Here is a 16,681-nt window from a genome sequence, read left to right as displayed (position 1 = left end):
CTCTTGTTCTTCAAGCAGTGGGAAACACTATGTGATTAGGCGTTTTGTCGGCCCGTGGCTCTCGGGTTTTTCTCCCTGTGCCGCGGCGACTGGTAATACTTTACGCAGGTTCAAACAGGGGCGCAACCTGACCTGCACCCCATTGCGGTGATGCAGGCTACTTTTAGAGAACATAACCTTATATATCACCTAGTGAACACAGAGTTAAACGCCCTAAAAATATTTTTGAAAATTTTTCTACTCCACGGTTTGAGCGCCATAGGGCACCCTTTTTCATGATTCAGTTCATTAACAGCGATCACTTCTTCAAAAACAATATGGGTGGGAGCAGGCTATAGCCTGCTCCCACCCACGGGAATTCAGATTCTTGAATTTTTCAAGGTACTAGGCAACCTCTACCATTGCCATGTTCTTCTTGCCGCGGCGGACCACAGCGTACTTACCTAATAGCAGATCGGACTCTGCCAAGGCGGCGTCCTCACCCTGTACCTTAACGTTGTTGATCGCTGCGCCACCTTCTTTAAGGGTGCGGCGAGCTGCAGACTTAGACTCTGCCAGCCCCGTCTCGATCAAGACAGTAATCATGTCCAGCTGATCCCGGCTCAAAACAGCATGAGGCAACTCAGCGGTTGCCGCCTTCAGAGTTGCTTCATCAAGTGTAGCGAAATCTCCCTTACCGAAAAGTGCCTCGGATGCAGCAATAACCTTTTCGGTAGCGTCCACGCCATGGACCAAGGAGGTAACGTCGTAGGCCAAGGTCTTCTGGGCAAGACGCTTGAAAGGTTCTTCTTTTACTGACTTCTGCAGCTGAGCAATTTCCTCACGAGTCTTGAAGGTAAAGACCTTGAGACGATCAGCGACGTCCGCATCAGCAGTGTTTAGCCAGAACTGGTAGAAAGCGTAAGGTGAGCACATCTCAGGGTCCAGCCAAATAGCGTTGCCCTCTGACTTACCGAATTTAGTGCCATCTGAATTAGTGATGAGCGGGGTACCCATAGCGTGAACGGACTTGCCTTCTACCTTGCGCACCAGCTCGGTGCCTGAAGTTAGGTTGCCCCACTGGTCTGAGCCACCGCACTGCAGGGAGATGTCGTAGCGACGGTTGAGTTCCAGGAAGTCATTGCCCTGAAGAATCTGGTAGGAAAACTCGGTGTAAGAGATACCCTCGTCTGAGTTCAGGCGCTTAGCCACGATCTCTTTCTTGATCATGGTGCCCACACGGAAGTTCTTGCCGATTTCACGCAGGAAGTCGATGGCAGACAGTTCGCTGGTCCACTCCAGGTTATTAACCATGCGGGCTGCATGCTCACCTTCAAAGGAAAGGAAGCGTTCAATCTGACCGCGCAGACGATCGACCCACCCCTCAACAACGTCGCGGGAGTTCAGCACGCGCTCGGAAGTCTGACGGGGGTCACCAATTAGACCGGTGGCACCGCCCACTAGGCCGAAGGGATTATGGCCTGCTAGCTGCAGGCGTCGCATCAGCAAAAGCTGCACCAGGTGCCCCAGGTGCAAGGAGGCGGCAGTGGGATCATAACCGATATAGAAATTGATGGACTCTTCGCTCAGGGCCTTTTCCAGCGCTTCTTCATCGGTGCTGACGTGCACAAGGCCACGCCACTTCAATTCCTGCCAAACGTTGGCGAAGGAATCATCGTTGTGCTGAGCTGCAAGAGTCTCTTCAGACACGGTTACTCCTGTTTAGTGTGAATAAGGGGGGGGTAGCAAAAGCCACTGCCCTTAAAGTTACCAGTTGCGCAGAAGCACGCGGTAACGGTAGGCAGTGGCTTTCTCTCTGTGAGAAGTTTTAGAGACCGGCAGGCAGATCGGTTCCAGCAATCAGGTGTAGACGCTGAGTAGGCCTTGTCATAGACACATAAAGATCGCCCACCGAACCGTTGGCCGCTTCAATAAGGTCCATGGGTTCAACGATAATCACCACGTCGAACTCCAAGCCCTTGGCCTCCCAGGGAGTGAGCACCAGAATCTGATGCTCAAGGGCAGATTTTGAAGTGCCCGTATTACCGCTGTGAGCAGTTGAAATCGCAGAGGCAACCTGACGGTAACGGGAATCGGCAACGATGACACCGATAAGTCCTCCCCCGGCCTGAGCGACCTCTTCGCTCACGGTAGCAACAACGCTCTGAATGAGGTTCTCAGCCCCCACAACGCGAGCAGACGGCGACCAGTTACCCTCACGAATCGCTCGAGGGGCGCTAATCTCAAGGCCGGCAGCCCGTGCCACTGACACCGCGGCGTCCGAAATCTGGGCAGGGGTGCGGTAATTGACGGTCAGTTCATCCAGGTGGAAACGCTCACCGACAAAAGGCTCTAGAGCCTGCGCCCAGGAGGAAGCTGCCGCAGCGCTGGACGCCTGAGCAATATCGCCCACCACGGTAAACGACTTCATGGGGCATCGACGCATCAGCAAACGCCACTGCATAGCAGAAAGCTCCTGAGCCTCGTCGATGACCACATGCCCGTAAGCCCAGGTACGGTCGCTCTTAGCAGCACGGGCTGCCGTCATACGTTCACCGGTTTCTTCGTTAAGTTCAGCAATTTGCTCAGCGGTGATGACGCCATCCACACCGATATCTTCCAACTGCTGGTTAACGTTCTCCAGTGCCTTGCGGGCATTCTCTAGGTTTGCCTGGTGGGCAGCCTCAGCACGCTGGGCGGCAGCGGCACCAGTGACCTTAGAGAAGTCACCCAAAAGTTCGGCTGCTTCATCTAGCAGAGGGACATCAGACTCGGTGAAAGGCTGATCTGCAGGGCGTACTAATACCTGCCGTTCAGCGTCGGTCAGAATGCCCTGAGTAGCAGAGGCCAGGTACTCGGGCTTTGAAAACAGCGAGCGCACCAGGGTCTCAGGTGACAGGGGCATCCAGGCCAGATTGATGGCACGGCGGACGTCCATAGAGTTACGAACGTCTTCTTCCAGGTAGGGGCGGTCAACAGCGTGCCCGGCAGCGGCGTCCAGTTTCTCGTTGAGCTGCCGGGTTAGCTCCTTAAGCAAAACCTTGACGAAGGTTTCACGCGCCTCGTTGTGGGTTTTACCGGTAGACCGAGCGGTAGCACGGGCATGCTTGACCAGCTTGGGGCTAAGGGTGATGTCCATAGAGTCGACGGCCATACGGACGGGAGCAGCCGGCACTTTTTGGCGGTCAGCAACCGCTTTCTTAATGACCTCAGCCATGCGTAAATCACCCTTAACGCGGGCAACTGCCGGATCAGTCTCAGGCACAGCGCGGAGGCCCGGGTAGAGGGTTGCAAGTGAGGACATCACGACGCCGGTTTCGCCCAGGGAAGGGAGCACACGCTCGATGTACCACATGAAGGAGGATGAAGGGCCAACCACCAGCACACCCGAATTGTTCAGGCGTTCTCTGAAGGTATAGAGCAAGTAGGCGGCGCGGTGCAGAGCCACAGCCGTCTTACCGGTACCGGGGCCGCCCTGGACGACGCGAACCCCGGCAAGGTCAGCACGGATAATGGCGTCCTGTTCAGCCTGAATGGTGGCAACGATATCCCCCATGCGACCGGTGCGCTTGCGGTTGAGCGCTGCCAATAGGGCACCTTCACCGTGCAGGCTAGCATCCTCATCATCAAGCATGGCTGAATCTAGAACATCGTCTTCAAAACCGGTCACCTCGCGGCGCTCTAACATGAGGTGGCGGCGGCGACGCACGCCCTGGCGGTTGAAAGCGGTTGCCTGGTAGAAGGTGCCCGCTTCGGGGGCACGCCAGTCGATGAGCAGGCGCTCATGGTCCTCGGTGGCCAGACCAATTCTGCCCACGTAACGCACAGCGTCATCGTCCATATCCAGGCGTCCGAAGGCAAGGCGGTGATCGACTGCGTTGTACTGCGCCAAGCGATCCTCGTAGAAGCTGGCATAGGCGTCGCGTTCAGAACGATTCTGGTGGTTACCCACCGACTGGTTCTTGCGGGTGCTGCGCAGCTTAGACTCGGTGACCTCACGTAACTGATCCAGACGCTGGTAGAGCTGGCCAACGTAGGCGCGCTCCCCTGCGAGTTCCCGCTCGAAGGCAGCTGTTGCTGCGTCCTGTTCCTGCTTCTCAGCCATGTGCTGCCCCTGCCCTTACGTTGATTTGGAAGACACAATAGTTTACCCGCTCAAGCCACCCCGATAAAAGCCGGTGGCAGAATCATCAGCAGAAAAGACACGCTTGCGCCCTGCCTTCTAAAAAAAGGGGCCGCAAGCTTACCGCCTTACAGCGGCTTGAGTTCCAGGTGTTGCCAGTGAGCAAGGTCAGCTAGCATCTGTCTATCATGGGTGACCACCGCGATTGCGGAAGCTGCCGTGTTAAAGGCAGCCGTCACCTGATCGACCAGACCCATGGACAGGTGGTTGGTAGGTTCATCAAGCAGCAAGACGTCCGGTTTCTGTGCCAGGCATAGAGCCAGGTGCAAGCGCCCTTGTTGCCCCTGGGATAACCTACCCAGCTGAGTATCCAGGGCTTCTGCCTCGAGAATCCCCAGCTCGGCGAGGTCGGGAATCTGCTGGTGCCGGGCTAGGGCACCGCTGCGGTGCAGCTCTGCCCTGAATATTTGTTCGGCAGTATGAGCTGGGTTCCAGTCCGGAATTTCCTGGGTTAGAACAGCCAGTTGTGCGTTAGCTTCTAGGGAAACGGCTCCCCTCGAAGGTGTCAGCATTCCAGCCAGTACAGTAAGAAGTGTAGATTTACCTGCGCCGTTAGGCCCAGTAATCACCAGACGTTCCCCTCCGGCAAGGCTCAGACTGACCGGTTGATGGAGCCTGCCGGTGACTTCGACCCCCTGCGCCCTAAGCAAGGACGCACCGGCCACGGTACCGGACGAAGGCCAGTGTAGCGGCTGGGGCGGTGGCGGCACCGTTACCCGGTGGGCTTCAAGGTCTTCAAGCCTACGGTTAAAGGCTTGGACACTCCCCGCAGCGCGGGTGGACCGCTGGTGTTTAGCGGTGCCCTTGGGCGGGCGCCAACTATCAATCAGTCTCGCCTGGGCATTCTCAACTGCTTCTTCAAGCAGAGCTTCTTCTGCCTGCTGTTGGGTATAGAGCTGCTCCCACCGCCTACAGTAAGCTTCTCTCCCCAGCGCCCAGCCCTGATAACCGCTGCTGTAAATACAGGGTACTTCATCAATGGTGGGGTCCAGGTCCACAAAGGTCTCAGCAATATCTGCCAAGAGGGCCCGGTCGTGGCTGACCAATACCAGGGCACCGGGGTAACTCTTCAACGTGTGGGTGAGGAAGGCGAGTGCAGCGGCGTCCAGGTGGTTGGTGGGCTCATCGAGCAGCAAGATATCTGGTTGACTACCTAGCATGACCGCCAGACGAACCCGGTAGCGTTGCCCTACAGAAAGAGAGGACAGTTTACGTTGCCGATCCGTACAGGCATCCAGTGCTTCCAGTGCCAGGTTAATTTTGCGGTCGGCGTCCCAGGCTTCCAGGTCTAGGACCCGTTCAAGTGCAGTGCTGTAGGCGGCCTCCGCTCCGGGAGCCCCATCAGCTAATAGCTGAGTGGCTATTTCAAGTTGCTCTAGGGCATGGAAGGCTTCAGCCGCGGATTCAGCAATAAGGTCTCCGACTGTGTGTTCCTGACCGGCATCGAGCCCTTGCGCTACCAGGGCTATATTCCCCTGTCTGAGGGCCGAACCGGCATCCGGTTCTTCGTCCATCATAATCCGGAGCAGGGTAGTTTTGCCCCTGCCATTTTCACCTACCAGTGCCAGACGGCTACCCTGTTGCACCGTCAGGGTGAGCCCCGAAAATAGCTGCCTGCCACCACGGACTGCTGAAACATTGGTGAGCTTGATGTGGAAAGAAGATTTTTTCGCTACCTGCGACATGGTGTTCGTGTATACTTTCGCCTCAATACTTCTGGGCGCAACAAGAAGCCGCCCAGCTTACAGCTGTGAACGGCACACGAGAAAAGATAAAGACCTCGCTGCCGCTAGCGGCAGGTCCAGGGCCTCATAATACCTGTCATAGCAACCACCCTAACAGATAAAGCAAAAGGACGGCTGCGCCCGCTCCCCTAGCAGGGAAAGCCGGGCAAGGCCGTCCTTATCAGCTTGTCTTACTCAGAGACCAATGCCAGCGCTTCAACGCGGTTACCGGCCAAAAGCTCGCGGCCACCCAGGCCGTCCAGCTCAAGGAGCACACCGATACCGGCAACCTCAAGGTCAGCCATCTTCATCAGGTGGGTTGCAGCCTCCAAGGTACCGCCGGTTGCCAGCAGGTCATCAACCAGCAGTACACGGGTACCAGCAGGGATGTCTTCCTTGTGAATTTCAATAGCAGCCGAACCGTACTCCAGCTCGTATTCCTTCATATATGTATCGCGGGGCAGCTTGCCCGCCTTACGCACAGTCATAACACCGGTACCAGCGATATATGCCAGAGCGGAAGCCATGAGAAAGCCGCGTGCCTCAACACCTGCCACAATATCGAACTGGCCCTCAAAACGAGCCGCCAGTTCATCCATGGCTCGGCGGAAAACCTCAGAGTTAGCAAAGAGGGTGGTCACATCATAGAAGAGGATGCCTTCTTTAGGGTAATCCTGGATCTGCGCACAGGCAGCAGGAATCATCTCTTCGATGGGAAGTGAGGGATCAACGGGCTTAATCATGGAAGTTTCAACCTTCTCCAAATCATGGTGACTTCACGGCAATGAGTGCACAACCAAACAGTCAGTATACGCGGTCAACCAACCGCAGAGACTTTGTACTCGACATTAGAAATCATGAGATACGATATACCGCTCGTAGGCATCTGATACCAAAGTGCTTGAATAGGTGCGAGGTTGAGAAGCTTGGTAATACTCCATCAATAATGCAGCATGCCAGCGAGCTCTTGCGACCGCTTTTTCATTCGTTCCTAACGCAATGATTTTTCCTGCCATCGCCAACAAATCAATGACCGACTGCTCGTGGTCAAGAGCGTAGGGTCTGAACTCATTGAAAGCCGAATCAATCAGCTCGCCAGGTTCGACCGGGGTAAATAGAACCTTGACCACCCCATCTACTGTCACAGCATTTCTAGCGTGATCAGCTCTAGCAACCTTAACCAGCCCCACCGTCAACTCATGGGTTGAGTTAGCAAGGGTGAAGGGATCGTTTGTTCCAGGCGAGAGTGCCCTGACGCCCAGTTCCACAATCTGGTTCTGGAGGAACCTGAGGTCATCATATTCAGTCCTCGCTGTGCCGATGGAGTAGGACTGTCTCACCTTGCGCGCAAGGTTTTCTTGGGCCTCTTCCGTCAGACTGTTGTTTGAGTAGATAACCGCTAGATTCTGCCCCTCAATCAAATGATCGCCTGGGCGTACTAGAACGTGGATGAGTACGTCCTCTTCTCTTATCTTCTGGGCAAGTGCTAGCCGTTCGATATCCACGATATAGCCGCTGCTTTGAGACTTGACGGGGTAACTGTATTCCCCCTCGGGTAGAACGGCTTCATAGGTCTCAACAGCGCCGTCTTTGCTGACGTCATCGTAGAAACGTTTGTTGATTAACCGAAGGTACTTGTTTTGAACAGTTGTCGCGATAGTGCTGACCTGAATGCCAGAAGCAATGTGATTGATAAAGTAAATCAACATCCCCACGCAGGCCAGCGCTAAAACCACCGAAAAATTAACGGCCAGATGGGGCACAAACGTCCCATCCGTTACAGAGTTGTCACCACTCTGCACCGTCTTCATCACAAGGAGACAGTACAAAAAGGTACCGGTGAACGTTCCTAGGACGATCTGGTTTCCTCTATCCGACATGAAATTCTGAACAAGTCGGGGCCCGAAGGAACTGCTAGCCGTACTCATAACAGAAATGGTGATGGAAAAAGCCATAGTTGCCACTGAAAGAACGGTGGAGGCTATGGACGATAGAATTCCACGAGCCCCATCTGGCCCTACCGTGAAGAAAAAGAAGCCTGGCTCATCTAGGGTGAAACCAATTTTTCTATCAATAGAGACCATCACAAAGGACAGGCTAATTCCAACCACAATGAAAAGTGTGGGGACCAGGACAAAAGAGTCTCGAAAGGACCTCAGACGGTCTATTAAGTGCATGGAGAGCGCCCTTAGAGTAGAAAGCTATTGAAGGACAAATGGTTGCCCGTAAATATTTACGGGCAACCATTGGCTATATATCAGGCTAGCTAATAACCTGAGGGCGGGCAGCGAACTCACGCTGAGGTGCAAGCTCTGACTTAAGAGCGTCCAGCTGGGCTGCTACCGCGCTAGGAGCAGTACCGCCCTGGGCAGAACGAGAGTTCAGTGAGCCTTCAACGGTCAGCACCTCGCGGACGCCCGCATGCAGGTGGGGTGAAATTGCCAGGTATTCCTCGTCCGTCAAATCCCACAGCTCGCAGTTCTTGTCTTCGCAGACCTGCACCGCTTCACCGGCTAGCTCGTGGGCCACACGGAAGGGCACTCCCTCACGCACCAGCCACTCAGCGATATCGGTTGCCAGGGCAAAGCCCTGAGGAGCCAGCTCAGCTAGACGGTCAGTGTTGAAGGTCAAGGTAGCAATCATGCCAGAGACCGCAGGTAGAAGTACCTCAAGCTGGTCAATAGCATCAAAGACAGGCTCCTTGTCCTCTTGCAAATCACGGTTATAGGCCAGGGGCAGAGCCTTAAGGGTAGCCAGCAGACCGGTCAGGTCACCGATAAGACGGCCCGCTTTACCGCGAGCCAGCTCAGCGATATCGGGGTTCTTCTTTTGGGGCATAATCGAGCTGCCGGTAGAGAAGCTATCGTGTAGCTTTACGAAGGAGAACTCTTTGGTTGCCCAGATAATGACCTCTTCTGAGATGCGGGAAAGGTCCACCGAAATCATGGCGCAGATCCAAGCGAACTCAGCGTAGACATCGCGTGAAGCAGTGCCATCAATCGAATTATGGACAGCTGAGCTGAAGCCCAAGTCCTGGGCTACAGCCTCGGGGTCAAGCCCCAAAGATGAACCGGCGAGAGCACCCGAGCCGTAGGGTGAGACAGCAGCGCGCTTGTCCCAGTCCAGCAGGCGGTCCAGGTCGCGAAACAGAGCCCACGCATGAGCCAGTAGCTGGTGGGAGAGCAAAATCGGCTGGGCGTGCTGCAGGTGGGTGCGACCGGGCATGGGAGCATAGGGGTGCTCTTCAGACTGGGCAATGAGCGCATCGATGGTATCCACCACGCCCTGAGCGATGATGGAGGCGTGATCACGCAGGTACATACGGCCCAGGGTTGCAATCTGGTCGTTGCGCGAGCGCCCGGCACGGAGCTTACCGCCCAAATCAGCACCAGCGCGTTCGATAAGACCCTTCTCCAGTGAACCGTGCACGTCTTCATCAGACTCAGCCGGGGTGTAAGCACCGCTACGCACATCTGCTTCAAGCTGGTCCAAGGCAGCGATCATGCCTGTCAGCTCATCTTCAGTCAGCAGACCGGCCTTAGCCAACACGCGGGCGTGAGCACGAGAACCTGCAATATCATAAGGGGCCAGACGCCAGTCAAACTGGGTTGACTTGGAGAGGGCAGCTAGGGCGTCAGAAGGGCCGCCAGCGAAGCGTCCGCCCCAGAGAGCGCCGTCATTTGTGCCGTGCTTATCAGCAGACATATCTCAACTCTTTCGGTGGTAAAAGCAGGGGTATAAGTCAAAAGCCGCCCCGGCTGCCCCTACCCCTTCATTTCTGGGTAGGGACGGCGCCGGGCCGGCGGGATGAATCACTCTAGGATCTTAGAGGCCCAGACGCTGGTCGCGGGCTGAAGCAACCTTGGATGAGAGGCCAAAGAGCTCGATGAAACCACGAGCATGCGACTGGTCGAAGCTGTCGCCCTCGTCGTAGGTTGCAAGGTTGAAGTCGTAGAGCGCGGTATCTGAGCGGCGGCCCGATACAACGGCGCGGCCGCCGTGCATGTCCAGGCGAATTTCGCCGTTGACCATCTTCTGGGTGTCTTCGATGAAGGCGTCAAGTGACTTCTTCAGCGGTGAGAACCACTGGCCGTCATAGACCAGCTCGGTCCAGCGCTGCCCTACGGTCTTCTTGAAGCGGGCCTGTTCACGCTCAATGGTGACGTTTTCGAGTTCCTTGTGGGCTGCAATCAGTGCCATGGCACCGGGTGCCTCGTAGATTTCGCGGGACTTAATGCCAACCAGACGGTCCTCAACGATGTCGATGCGGCCGATGCCCTGGGCACCCGCACGGCGGTTCATGATCTCGATGGCTTCCAGCGGGGTGACAACCTGTCCGTCAATCGCTACGGGGATACCTTCCTTGAAGGTGATGACGGCGGTGTCCGGTACGGGAGCAAAGGCGGGGTCATCGGTGTAGTCGTAGACGTCCTTGGTGGGGCCATTCCAGATGTCCTCCAGGAAGCCGGTTTCAACCGCGCGACCCCAAACGTTCTGATCGATGGAGAAGGGGTTCTTCTTGGTGGTGGCAATCGGCAGGTTGTTCTTCTCTGCGTAATCGATAGCCTTCTCGCGGGTTAGAGCGAGGTCACGAACGGGTGCGATGCACTTGAGTTCGGGGCCAAGTGTCTGGATGCCTACCTCGAAACGAACCTGGTCGTTGCCCTTACCGGTGCAGCCGTGTGCCACGGTGGTGGCACCGAACTGCTTAGCTGCAGCAACCAGGTGCTTGGTGATAACCGGGCGCGAGACGGCAGAAACCAGCGGGTAAGCGTCCATGTAAAGAGCGTTAGCTTTGAGAGCAGGCATGCAGTAGTCGTTAGCAAACTCGTCGCGAGCGTCTGCAACGTATGCTTCAACAGCACCGCAGTCAAGGGCACGCTGACGGATGGTCTCGAGGTCTTCGCCGCCCTGGCCTACGTCTACAGCCACAGCGATAACTTCTGCGCCGGTGGCTTCGCCAATCCAACCGATGGCTACCGAGGTGTCAAGGCCGCCTGAATAGGCAAGAACGATACGCTCTTTCATGATGCTCCTAAATGGTGTGGTGCGGACAAACCGCTTCTCTATAAATAATTATGCACGTATAAACATAATTATTCAAACACTGCCACGATGCGGACGTTGGGCATCAGCCACGCCTCATGACCAAAGACAACTCTACCTAGGGCTAAGTCGCAAAAAGAGCCTTTTATTAAAAAACATTAATGCAGGACTCACAAAACTTTTATAAAGACAGTACACACTAGAAATATGTTCAAGAAATACGCCTTTGGCCTGCTGGTGCTCCTACTGGCTGGCATCGTCACGACCTTGGCCCTAGTCACTTCTTTCAACAGTGCTACTCCCCAGATTGATGACGAGCCTGTGGTGCTTGATGTCAAGAGCACGCCCGCGGCAAGCCCCTCTCCCAGTGACTCCCCCTCAGCAGCAGATGACGATGAGGCAGAGGACACTGGTCATCAGGAGGTACCCGCCGTAGAAGAACAGCCTCAGCCGGCTGAAGAGGTAGCGCCAGCACCTGCAGCTGTGGTTCCAGCGCCTGCCTATGTTGAACAGCCTCTACCCCCAGCACCTGCACCGCAGCACTACCCAGCCGGTGATGATGACTGGGATGATGACGATTGGGACGACGATGATTGGGACGACGATGATGATTAGGCCCAAGCAGCGCCTCCGCTCTACCTCAGGTAAGCGTCGCTCCAGCTCACCGCATGCTGGACGCAGCGGATCGGTACGCTTGCGCATCGTTGCTTGGACTTTTCTGCTCACCAGCTTCATCATTACCGGACTCATCTTTACGGTGCGCGAAATACTGATTAGCGATGTCGCAAGGGCAGCTAATTCCAGCACCGAGAGTGAAATCGCCGAGTTCCGTAACTTTGCACAAATTGGGGTCAACCCGCAAACAGCCAGACCCTTTGAAACACTTGAAGGCATGCTGGGTTCCTATGTGACCCGGCAGTACTCAGGCTACCGGGAGCAACTGATTGGTCTCACTCCCAATCAGATTATTTTCCTTGAAGAACAGGACCACTACGCCCAAACCACCGGGTACCGCCTACACCAGGATCAGGCTCTGCTCGCCGGGCTCAGAGAAAACCCCTCCAACTCGGGTATTGAACAAACACCTGCTGGACCGGTGCACTGGGGCAAGGTCGCCGTTGAGCTGCAAACCGATGAAGGTACCACGACAGGTCACCTGCTGGTTCTGGAGTACATTCAGCCCGAGCTAGAAGAAGTCCAGCGCACCGTCATTATCATGATCTGGGTCGGAGTTGCTGGCCTCGCCTTTACCCTCTTGGTGTCCTGGCTCATCGCCACACAGATCACCAAACCCATCCGTAACCTCCGCCAGGTTGCTGAGCACATCAACGACAAGGATTTTAGCGGCCGAGTAACGGTGAAAGGAGACGATGACGTGGCAGCCATGAGCCATACCTTCAACCAGATGCTTGACCGTCTCGAAGAAGCAGCAATCACCGAACGACAGTTCATGGACGATGTCAGCCACGAACTGCGCACCCCCATCACCATTGTGCGCGGTCACCTTGAACTCATGGAGCGTACTCCGGAACAAGAACAGACTCTGCTCCTGGTAGATGATGAGTTAGAGCGTATGGGACGAATCGTAGCGGACCTCTTAACCCTGGCTAAGTCAGAACGTCCAAACTTCGTTCAGCCTCACCCCGCTGAAGTTTCTGAACTCATGATTTCCCTAGATTCTAAGGTCCAGGTTTTTGCCAACCACCGTTGGATTATCGCTGATATCGCTGAGGGAGAGGTCACCCTGGATGAACAACGCATCACTCAGGCCATGATTCAGCTCGCGGCCAATGCGGCCCAGTACAGCCCCAAAGGAAGCCCAATTATCATCGGATCAGAATTTACTGGTCAAGACAGTGAACGACAGCTGAAACTGTGGGTGCAGGATCGCGGCCCAGGCGTTAGCCCCGAGGACGCTTCAACCCTCTTTGAGCGGTTTAGGCGCAATAATGCTAAAAACCCTGCCACTGCCAAGCAGCACTCAGTGGGAGCGGGTTTGGGTCTAGCTATCGTTCGAACAATAGCAGAGACCCACGGCGGTGGGGTATGGATCGCGGCGCCAGAAGACGGCCCCGGCTCAATTTTTGGCATCAGCCTCCCTGCCCCACTCGTCCCAAAAAAGCCCCAGACCATTACCGCAACATACCCACCTCAGAACGAACCAGAAAAGAGCTAACCGATGAGCCACATCCTCATTGTTGAAGATGACCCGCGTATCTCGTCCTTCATCGTTAAGGGACTGAAATCAGCCGGTTACACCTCAACATTAATTGATGAGGGCCGCAGCGCTTACGCTCTGGCCAAGGTGGGAAATTTTGACCTGATTATCCTCGATGTTGGGCTGCCCGGAATGGATGGGTTTTCCATCATGAGAGCACTACGCGCCGAGGGTCTAAAGACCCCCATTATCATGCTCACTGCCCGAGACTCAGTCTCCGATACCTTAGAAGGTCTGGAAAACGGCGCAAATGACTATATGACCAAGCCTTTCCAGTTCGCTGAGCTCATTGCTCGTATTAGACTGCGTCTTCGCGATACAGCCACCGATGACCCAGCCCCGACCTCCCAGCTCACCCACCGCGATCTAGTGCTCAATATTTTGAGCCGCCAGGTCTCGGTAGCGGGCCAGTCAGCAGAGCTCACCACGCGAGAATTTGCCCTCTTGGAAACCCTGATGCGCCACAAAAACCAGGTGCTCTCACGCGAGCAACTCCTGGGGCAGGTCTGGGGTGTGGACTTCGACCCCAACTCCAACATCGTTGATGTCTATATCAGGGCATTACGCAAGAAAATTGGCGAGGACTATATTGTGACCGTCCGAGGGGCAGGATACCGATTTGTATGAGCAAGCTGCTTTATTCCTCTCAAGCACGCCCCGAAGAAAGCCTGCCGGTGACCGCTCCCCTAGAGCAGATTAAACCTAGTTTCATCACCGGTCGATTAGTTCTTTCGTTGGCTGGCGCCGTTGCCCTGGTGACTGCGGTAGCCTGGGCTGGTTTTAGTTCTGCCTCGCTCAGCCTTCAGGGAGCACTAGCCCTGAGCATTTTTATCATTGCAATCTGGGCATGGGTGTTTAGCCCGCTGACCGATACCTATGTGTCTCTGGCAGCCGCTGTTGCCCTGGTGCTGACCGGCATCATCTCAGCAGAGCAGCTCACTGCGTCCCTGGGAACTTCAGCAGTGTGGCTGCTGGTCGCTGCTGTAGTTATTGCTCAGGTGCTCACAGCCTCCGGTCTCACCCGCAGGTTGACAGCCCAATTGGTCTCCCGTGCCCGGACACCCAGGCAGCTGGCCTACCTTTTCAACGTTGCTCTCTTTCTGACCGTGTACTTGGTACCTTCACCTTCTGGACGCGCGGCGCTTGCTCTACCTATCTACCAGACCCTGGCAGATTCTCTCGGTGACCGCCCTGCGCTGGTGAAAGCTCTTGGAATTCTAGCCCCGGCCAGCATCCTAGTCTCAGCCGTAGCGTCCTTCATCGGTGCTGGCGCCCACCTGGTCACCTCTGAGATTCTGACCGCCTACGGTCTGGAAACCATTGGCTTTTTAGAGTGGATGATCCTGGGCTCAGGTCTAGGTCTGTTGGCCTCTTTGGTCGTTACTGAGCTTGTTCTACGACTCTTTGGCCCACCTCGAAAGGAACAGGACCCCATCGAAGTTACGGTTGCTGATTTTGAGCAAGAGTCAGGCACCCCGGTCCGGGGGCCGCTCACACCGTCCGAAAGGAACATTGCCCTGGTCCTCTTGGTGGCTGTACTTCTCTGGTGTACCGAAGCTCTGCACGGACTGGCACCCGTAATCGTAGCGGTTCTAGGCGCCCTGGCGGCCACCGCCCCGGGGGTTAGTTCAATCAAGATGGGTGCAGCTCTTAAAAAAGCCCCCTGGCCCATGCTGCTCTTCATGGCAGCAACCCTAGCCATCGGAACCGGCCTAGCAGACTCAGGTGCCGCCAGCTGGCTAGCTGAATCTCTCTTTGCCCCCGTGGGCCAACTGGGTTCGAGCGGAGCAGCCATCTTCGTGCTTATGGTGATTCTGATTTCAACTGCAGCTCACCTGGTCATTCAGTCCAGAAGTGCTCGTAGCGCCGTGCTCATTCCCCTCATTATCACTGCGGCTCTGCCGCTAGGGGTGAATCCGGTGGCAGCAGCCTTTATCTCAACCGCTGCGGCAGGCTTCTGCCACACCCTCACCTCCAGCGCTAAACCGGTTGCCCTCTTTGCCAATGTCGATGGAAAACCAACCTACACTCCGGCAGACCTCCTCAAACTCAGTGCCTGGCTTGCTCCCCTACACGCCGCGCTGATTGCACTATTTTCTTTCTTCATCTGGCCCATTTTGGGTCTACCCCTCTACACCTAGACCACACCATCCAACCTAATTTTCACAACAGTAAAAGACCTAGTGGCACCACTAGCTCAGATGCTTGCACCCAAAAACGCTTCATCTAACGCAGCAGTGCCTCACCCTAAGGAGAACTATCATGACCATGTCCATTCCCCAGCGAATCCTCATCGCCCCCTCTGGCTTCAAAGGTAGCCTTGACGCCGATATTGTAGCCGACGCTATCGCAGCAGGTATCCGCAGGGTTATCCCCGGCGTCAATACCGTGGCCATGCCCATCCCCGATGGCGGAGAAGGAACCGCCAAACTTCTAGCGTCCTCAACCGGTGGTAGCCTGGTGTCGCTTGAAGTCACCGGGCCTGTGGGAAAGCAGGTCCACTCCCATTACGCCCTATTAGGAGGGGCCCAGCGCGGAACTGCTGTGGTAGAGATGGCGGCTGCTGCCGGGCTCTCCCTGGTCCCCAAAGATATGAGGAACCCCGGGGCCACCACCACCTACGGGGTCGGAGAAACGATTGCTGCTGCACTCTCAAACCAGGACGTGCACACCATTTTGGTGGGTTGCGGAGATTCAGGGACCTCAGATGGCGGAGCCGGTGCCCTTTCTGCTTTGGGTGCCAAAATTCTGGACGCCGACGGTCAGGAAGTGCAGCTTGGCGGAGCTAATCTATCCAGCGCTGAGCGCATCGACTACAGCGGCTTGCATCCACGCCTTTCCCAGGTTCGAATCGTACTTGCCCTCAATCAGCACAACATCCTGACCGGCCCCAAGGGCGTAGCCCGCGTCTTTGGCCCTCAAAAAGGTGCCAGCCCCCAGCAGGTTGAAGAACTGGATCAGGCGCTGACCCACTGGGCTAACCTTCTGGAGCGTACCCAGAATGAGATGACCGGCGATAGAGTATCTACGAATTTTCATACGGGAGCAGGAACCGGTGCCTCCGGAGGCCTGGGGGCGGGACTTGCCCTAATCGGAGCAGAACTTACCCCACGTTTTGAAGCCTTGATTGATTCAGGATTAGCCGGGCTCAGCGTCAATGCAGAAATCCAGCAAGCTGACCTGGTGGTGACGGCAGAGGGTGCTATCGACTACCAGACGCCCAGGGGCAAAGTTCCCGCAGAAATTGCCGCTCGAGCCCAGGTAGAGGGAGTCCCCGTGCTCGCCCTCGCCGGCTCCATTGGAGAGAAAGCCTACCGAGTTCACGATGCCGGTATTGACGCCTTTGCCAGCATCATGCCCCTGCCCATGGATCTGGATGATGCCCTAGAAAATGGTGAAGAACTGCTCACCAATTCAACCGAGCGCTGCTTCCGAATGATCCTGTTGGGAGCATCGCTCAGCGCTTCCATGCAGAACCGAAGCCTGAAAGCAGCCGCCTAAGACCGAGCAACTGAGCAGATCGGCAAGATT

12 protein-coding genes are annotated in these 16,681 nt (G+C 55.8%); 5 read left to right on the top strand and 7 right to left on the bottom strand.

The window, feature by feature from the left end; genetic code table 11:
• Window positions 1–384: 384 nt before the first annotated feature.
• From tyrS to L6990_RS08020, 7 genes are all read right to left on the bottom strand, one after another.
• Window positions 385–1,689, bottom strand: a complete 1,305-nt coding sequence (gene tyrS / locus L6990_RS08050) for a tyrosine--tRNA ligase (RefSeq protein ID WP_237203595.1) — start codon at window positions 1,687–1,689, stop codon at window positions 385–387.
• Window positions 1,690–1,807: 118 nt separating this feature from the next.
• Entirely contained in the window at window positions 1,808–4,084 is a 2,277-nt protein-coding gene (locus L6990_RS08045) for a HelD family protein (RefSeq protein WP_237203594.1), read from the bottom strand.
• A gap of 146 nt (window positions 4,085–4,230) precedes the next feature.
• Window positions 4,231–5,847, bottom strand: a complete 1,617-nt coding sequence (locus L6990_RS08040) for an ATP-binding cassette domain-containing protein (RefSeq protein WP_237203593.1) — start codon at window positions 5,845–5,847, stop codon at window positions 4,231–4,233.
• A 230-nt stretch (window positions 5,848–6,077) separates the two neighbouring features.
• A complete protein-coding gene (locus L6990_RS08035; RefSeq protein ID WP_237203592.1) occupies window positions 6,078–6,629 on the bottom strand; it encodes an adenine phosphoribosyltransferase in 552 nt (183 codons plus the stop codon).
• 105 nt (window positions 6,630–6,734) lie between these two features.
• Entirely contained in the window at window positions 6,735–8,063 is a 1,329-nt protein-coding gene (locus L6990_RS08030) for a DUF2254 domain-containing protein (protein ID WP_272879276.1), read from the bottom strand.
• An 85-nt stretch (window positions 8,064–8,148) separates the two neighbouring features.
• Window positions 8,149–9,591: an argininosuccinate lyase gene (gene argH, locus L6990_RS08025; protein ID WP_237203590.1), complete on the bottom strand. Its 1,443-nt coding sequence runs from the start codon at window positions 9,589–9,591 to the stop codon at window positions 8,149–8,151.
• A 120-nt stretch (window positions 9,592–9,711) separates the two neighbouring features.
• Window positions 9,712–10,914, bottom strand: a complete 1,203-nt coding sequence (locus tag L6990_RS08020; RefSeq protein WP_237203589.1) for an argininosuccinate synthase — start codon at window positions 10,912–10,914, stop codon at window positions 9,712–9,714.
• A gap of 225 nt (window positions 10,915–11,139) precedes the next feature.
• On the opposite strand from L6990_RS08020, the gene L6990_RS08015 reads away from it, so the two are divergent.
• The 5 genes from L6990_RS08015 (at window position 11,140) to L6990_RS07995 (ending at window position 16,651) form a co-directional block, all read left to right on the top strand.
• Complete coding sequence (locus L6990_RS08015) at window positions 11,140–11,547, top strand: hypothetical protein (RefSeq protein ID WP_237203588.1); 408 nt, start codon at window positions 11,140–11,142, stop codon at window positions 11,545–11,547.
• Window positions 11,501–13,108 carry a sensor histidine kinase gene (locus tag L6990_RS08010; RefSeq protein ID WP_237203587.1) on the top strand — a complete coding sequence of 536 codons (1,608 nt, stop codon included), beginning with the start codon at window positions 11,501–11,503 and terminating at the stop codon, window positions 13,106–13,108. Before L6990_RS08015 ends, L6990_RS08010 begins: the two co-directional genes overlap by 47 nt.
• 3 nt (window positions 13,109–13,111) lie before the next feature.
• A complete protein-coding gene (locus tag L6990_RS08005; RefSeq protein WP_237203586.1) occupies window positions 13,112–13,777 on the top strand; it encodes a response regulator transcription factor in 666 nt (221 codons plus the stop codon).
• Window positions 13,774–15,291 carry an SLC13 family permease gene (locus L6990_RS08000; protein ID WP_237203585.1) on the top strand — a complete coding sequence of 506 codons (1,518 nt, stop codon included), beginning with the start codon at window positions 13,774–13,776 and terminating at the stop codon, window positions 15,289–15,291. The genes L6990_RS08005 and L6990_RS08000 overlap by 4 nt, the downstream gene beginning before the upstream one ends.
• Window positions 15,292–15,412: 121 nt before the next feature.
• Complete coding sequence (locus tag L6990_RS07995; protein WP_237203584.1) at window positions 15,413–16,651, top strand: glycerate kinase family protein; 1,239 nt, start codon at window positions 15,413–15,415, stop codon at window positions 16,649–16,651.
• Window positions 16,652–16,681 lie beyond the last annotated feature (30 nt).

The sequence above is a fragment of the Rothia endophytica genome (assembly GCF_928381505.1).
GTDB lineage: Bacteria > Actinomycetota > Actinomycetes > Actinomycetales > Micrococcaceae > Rothia > Rothia endophytica_A.
Note: the sequence above shows the minus strand (reverse complement) of the source record. Positions and strands in the feature narration are given on the sequence as shown.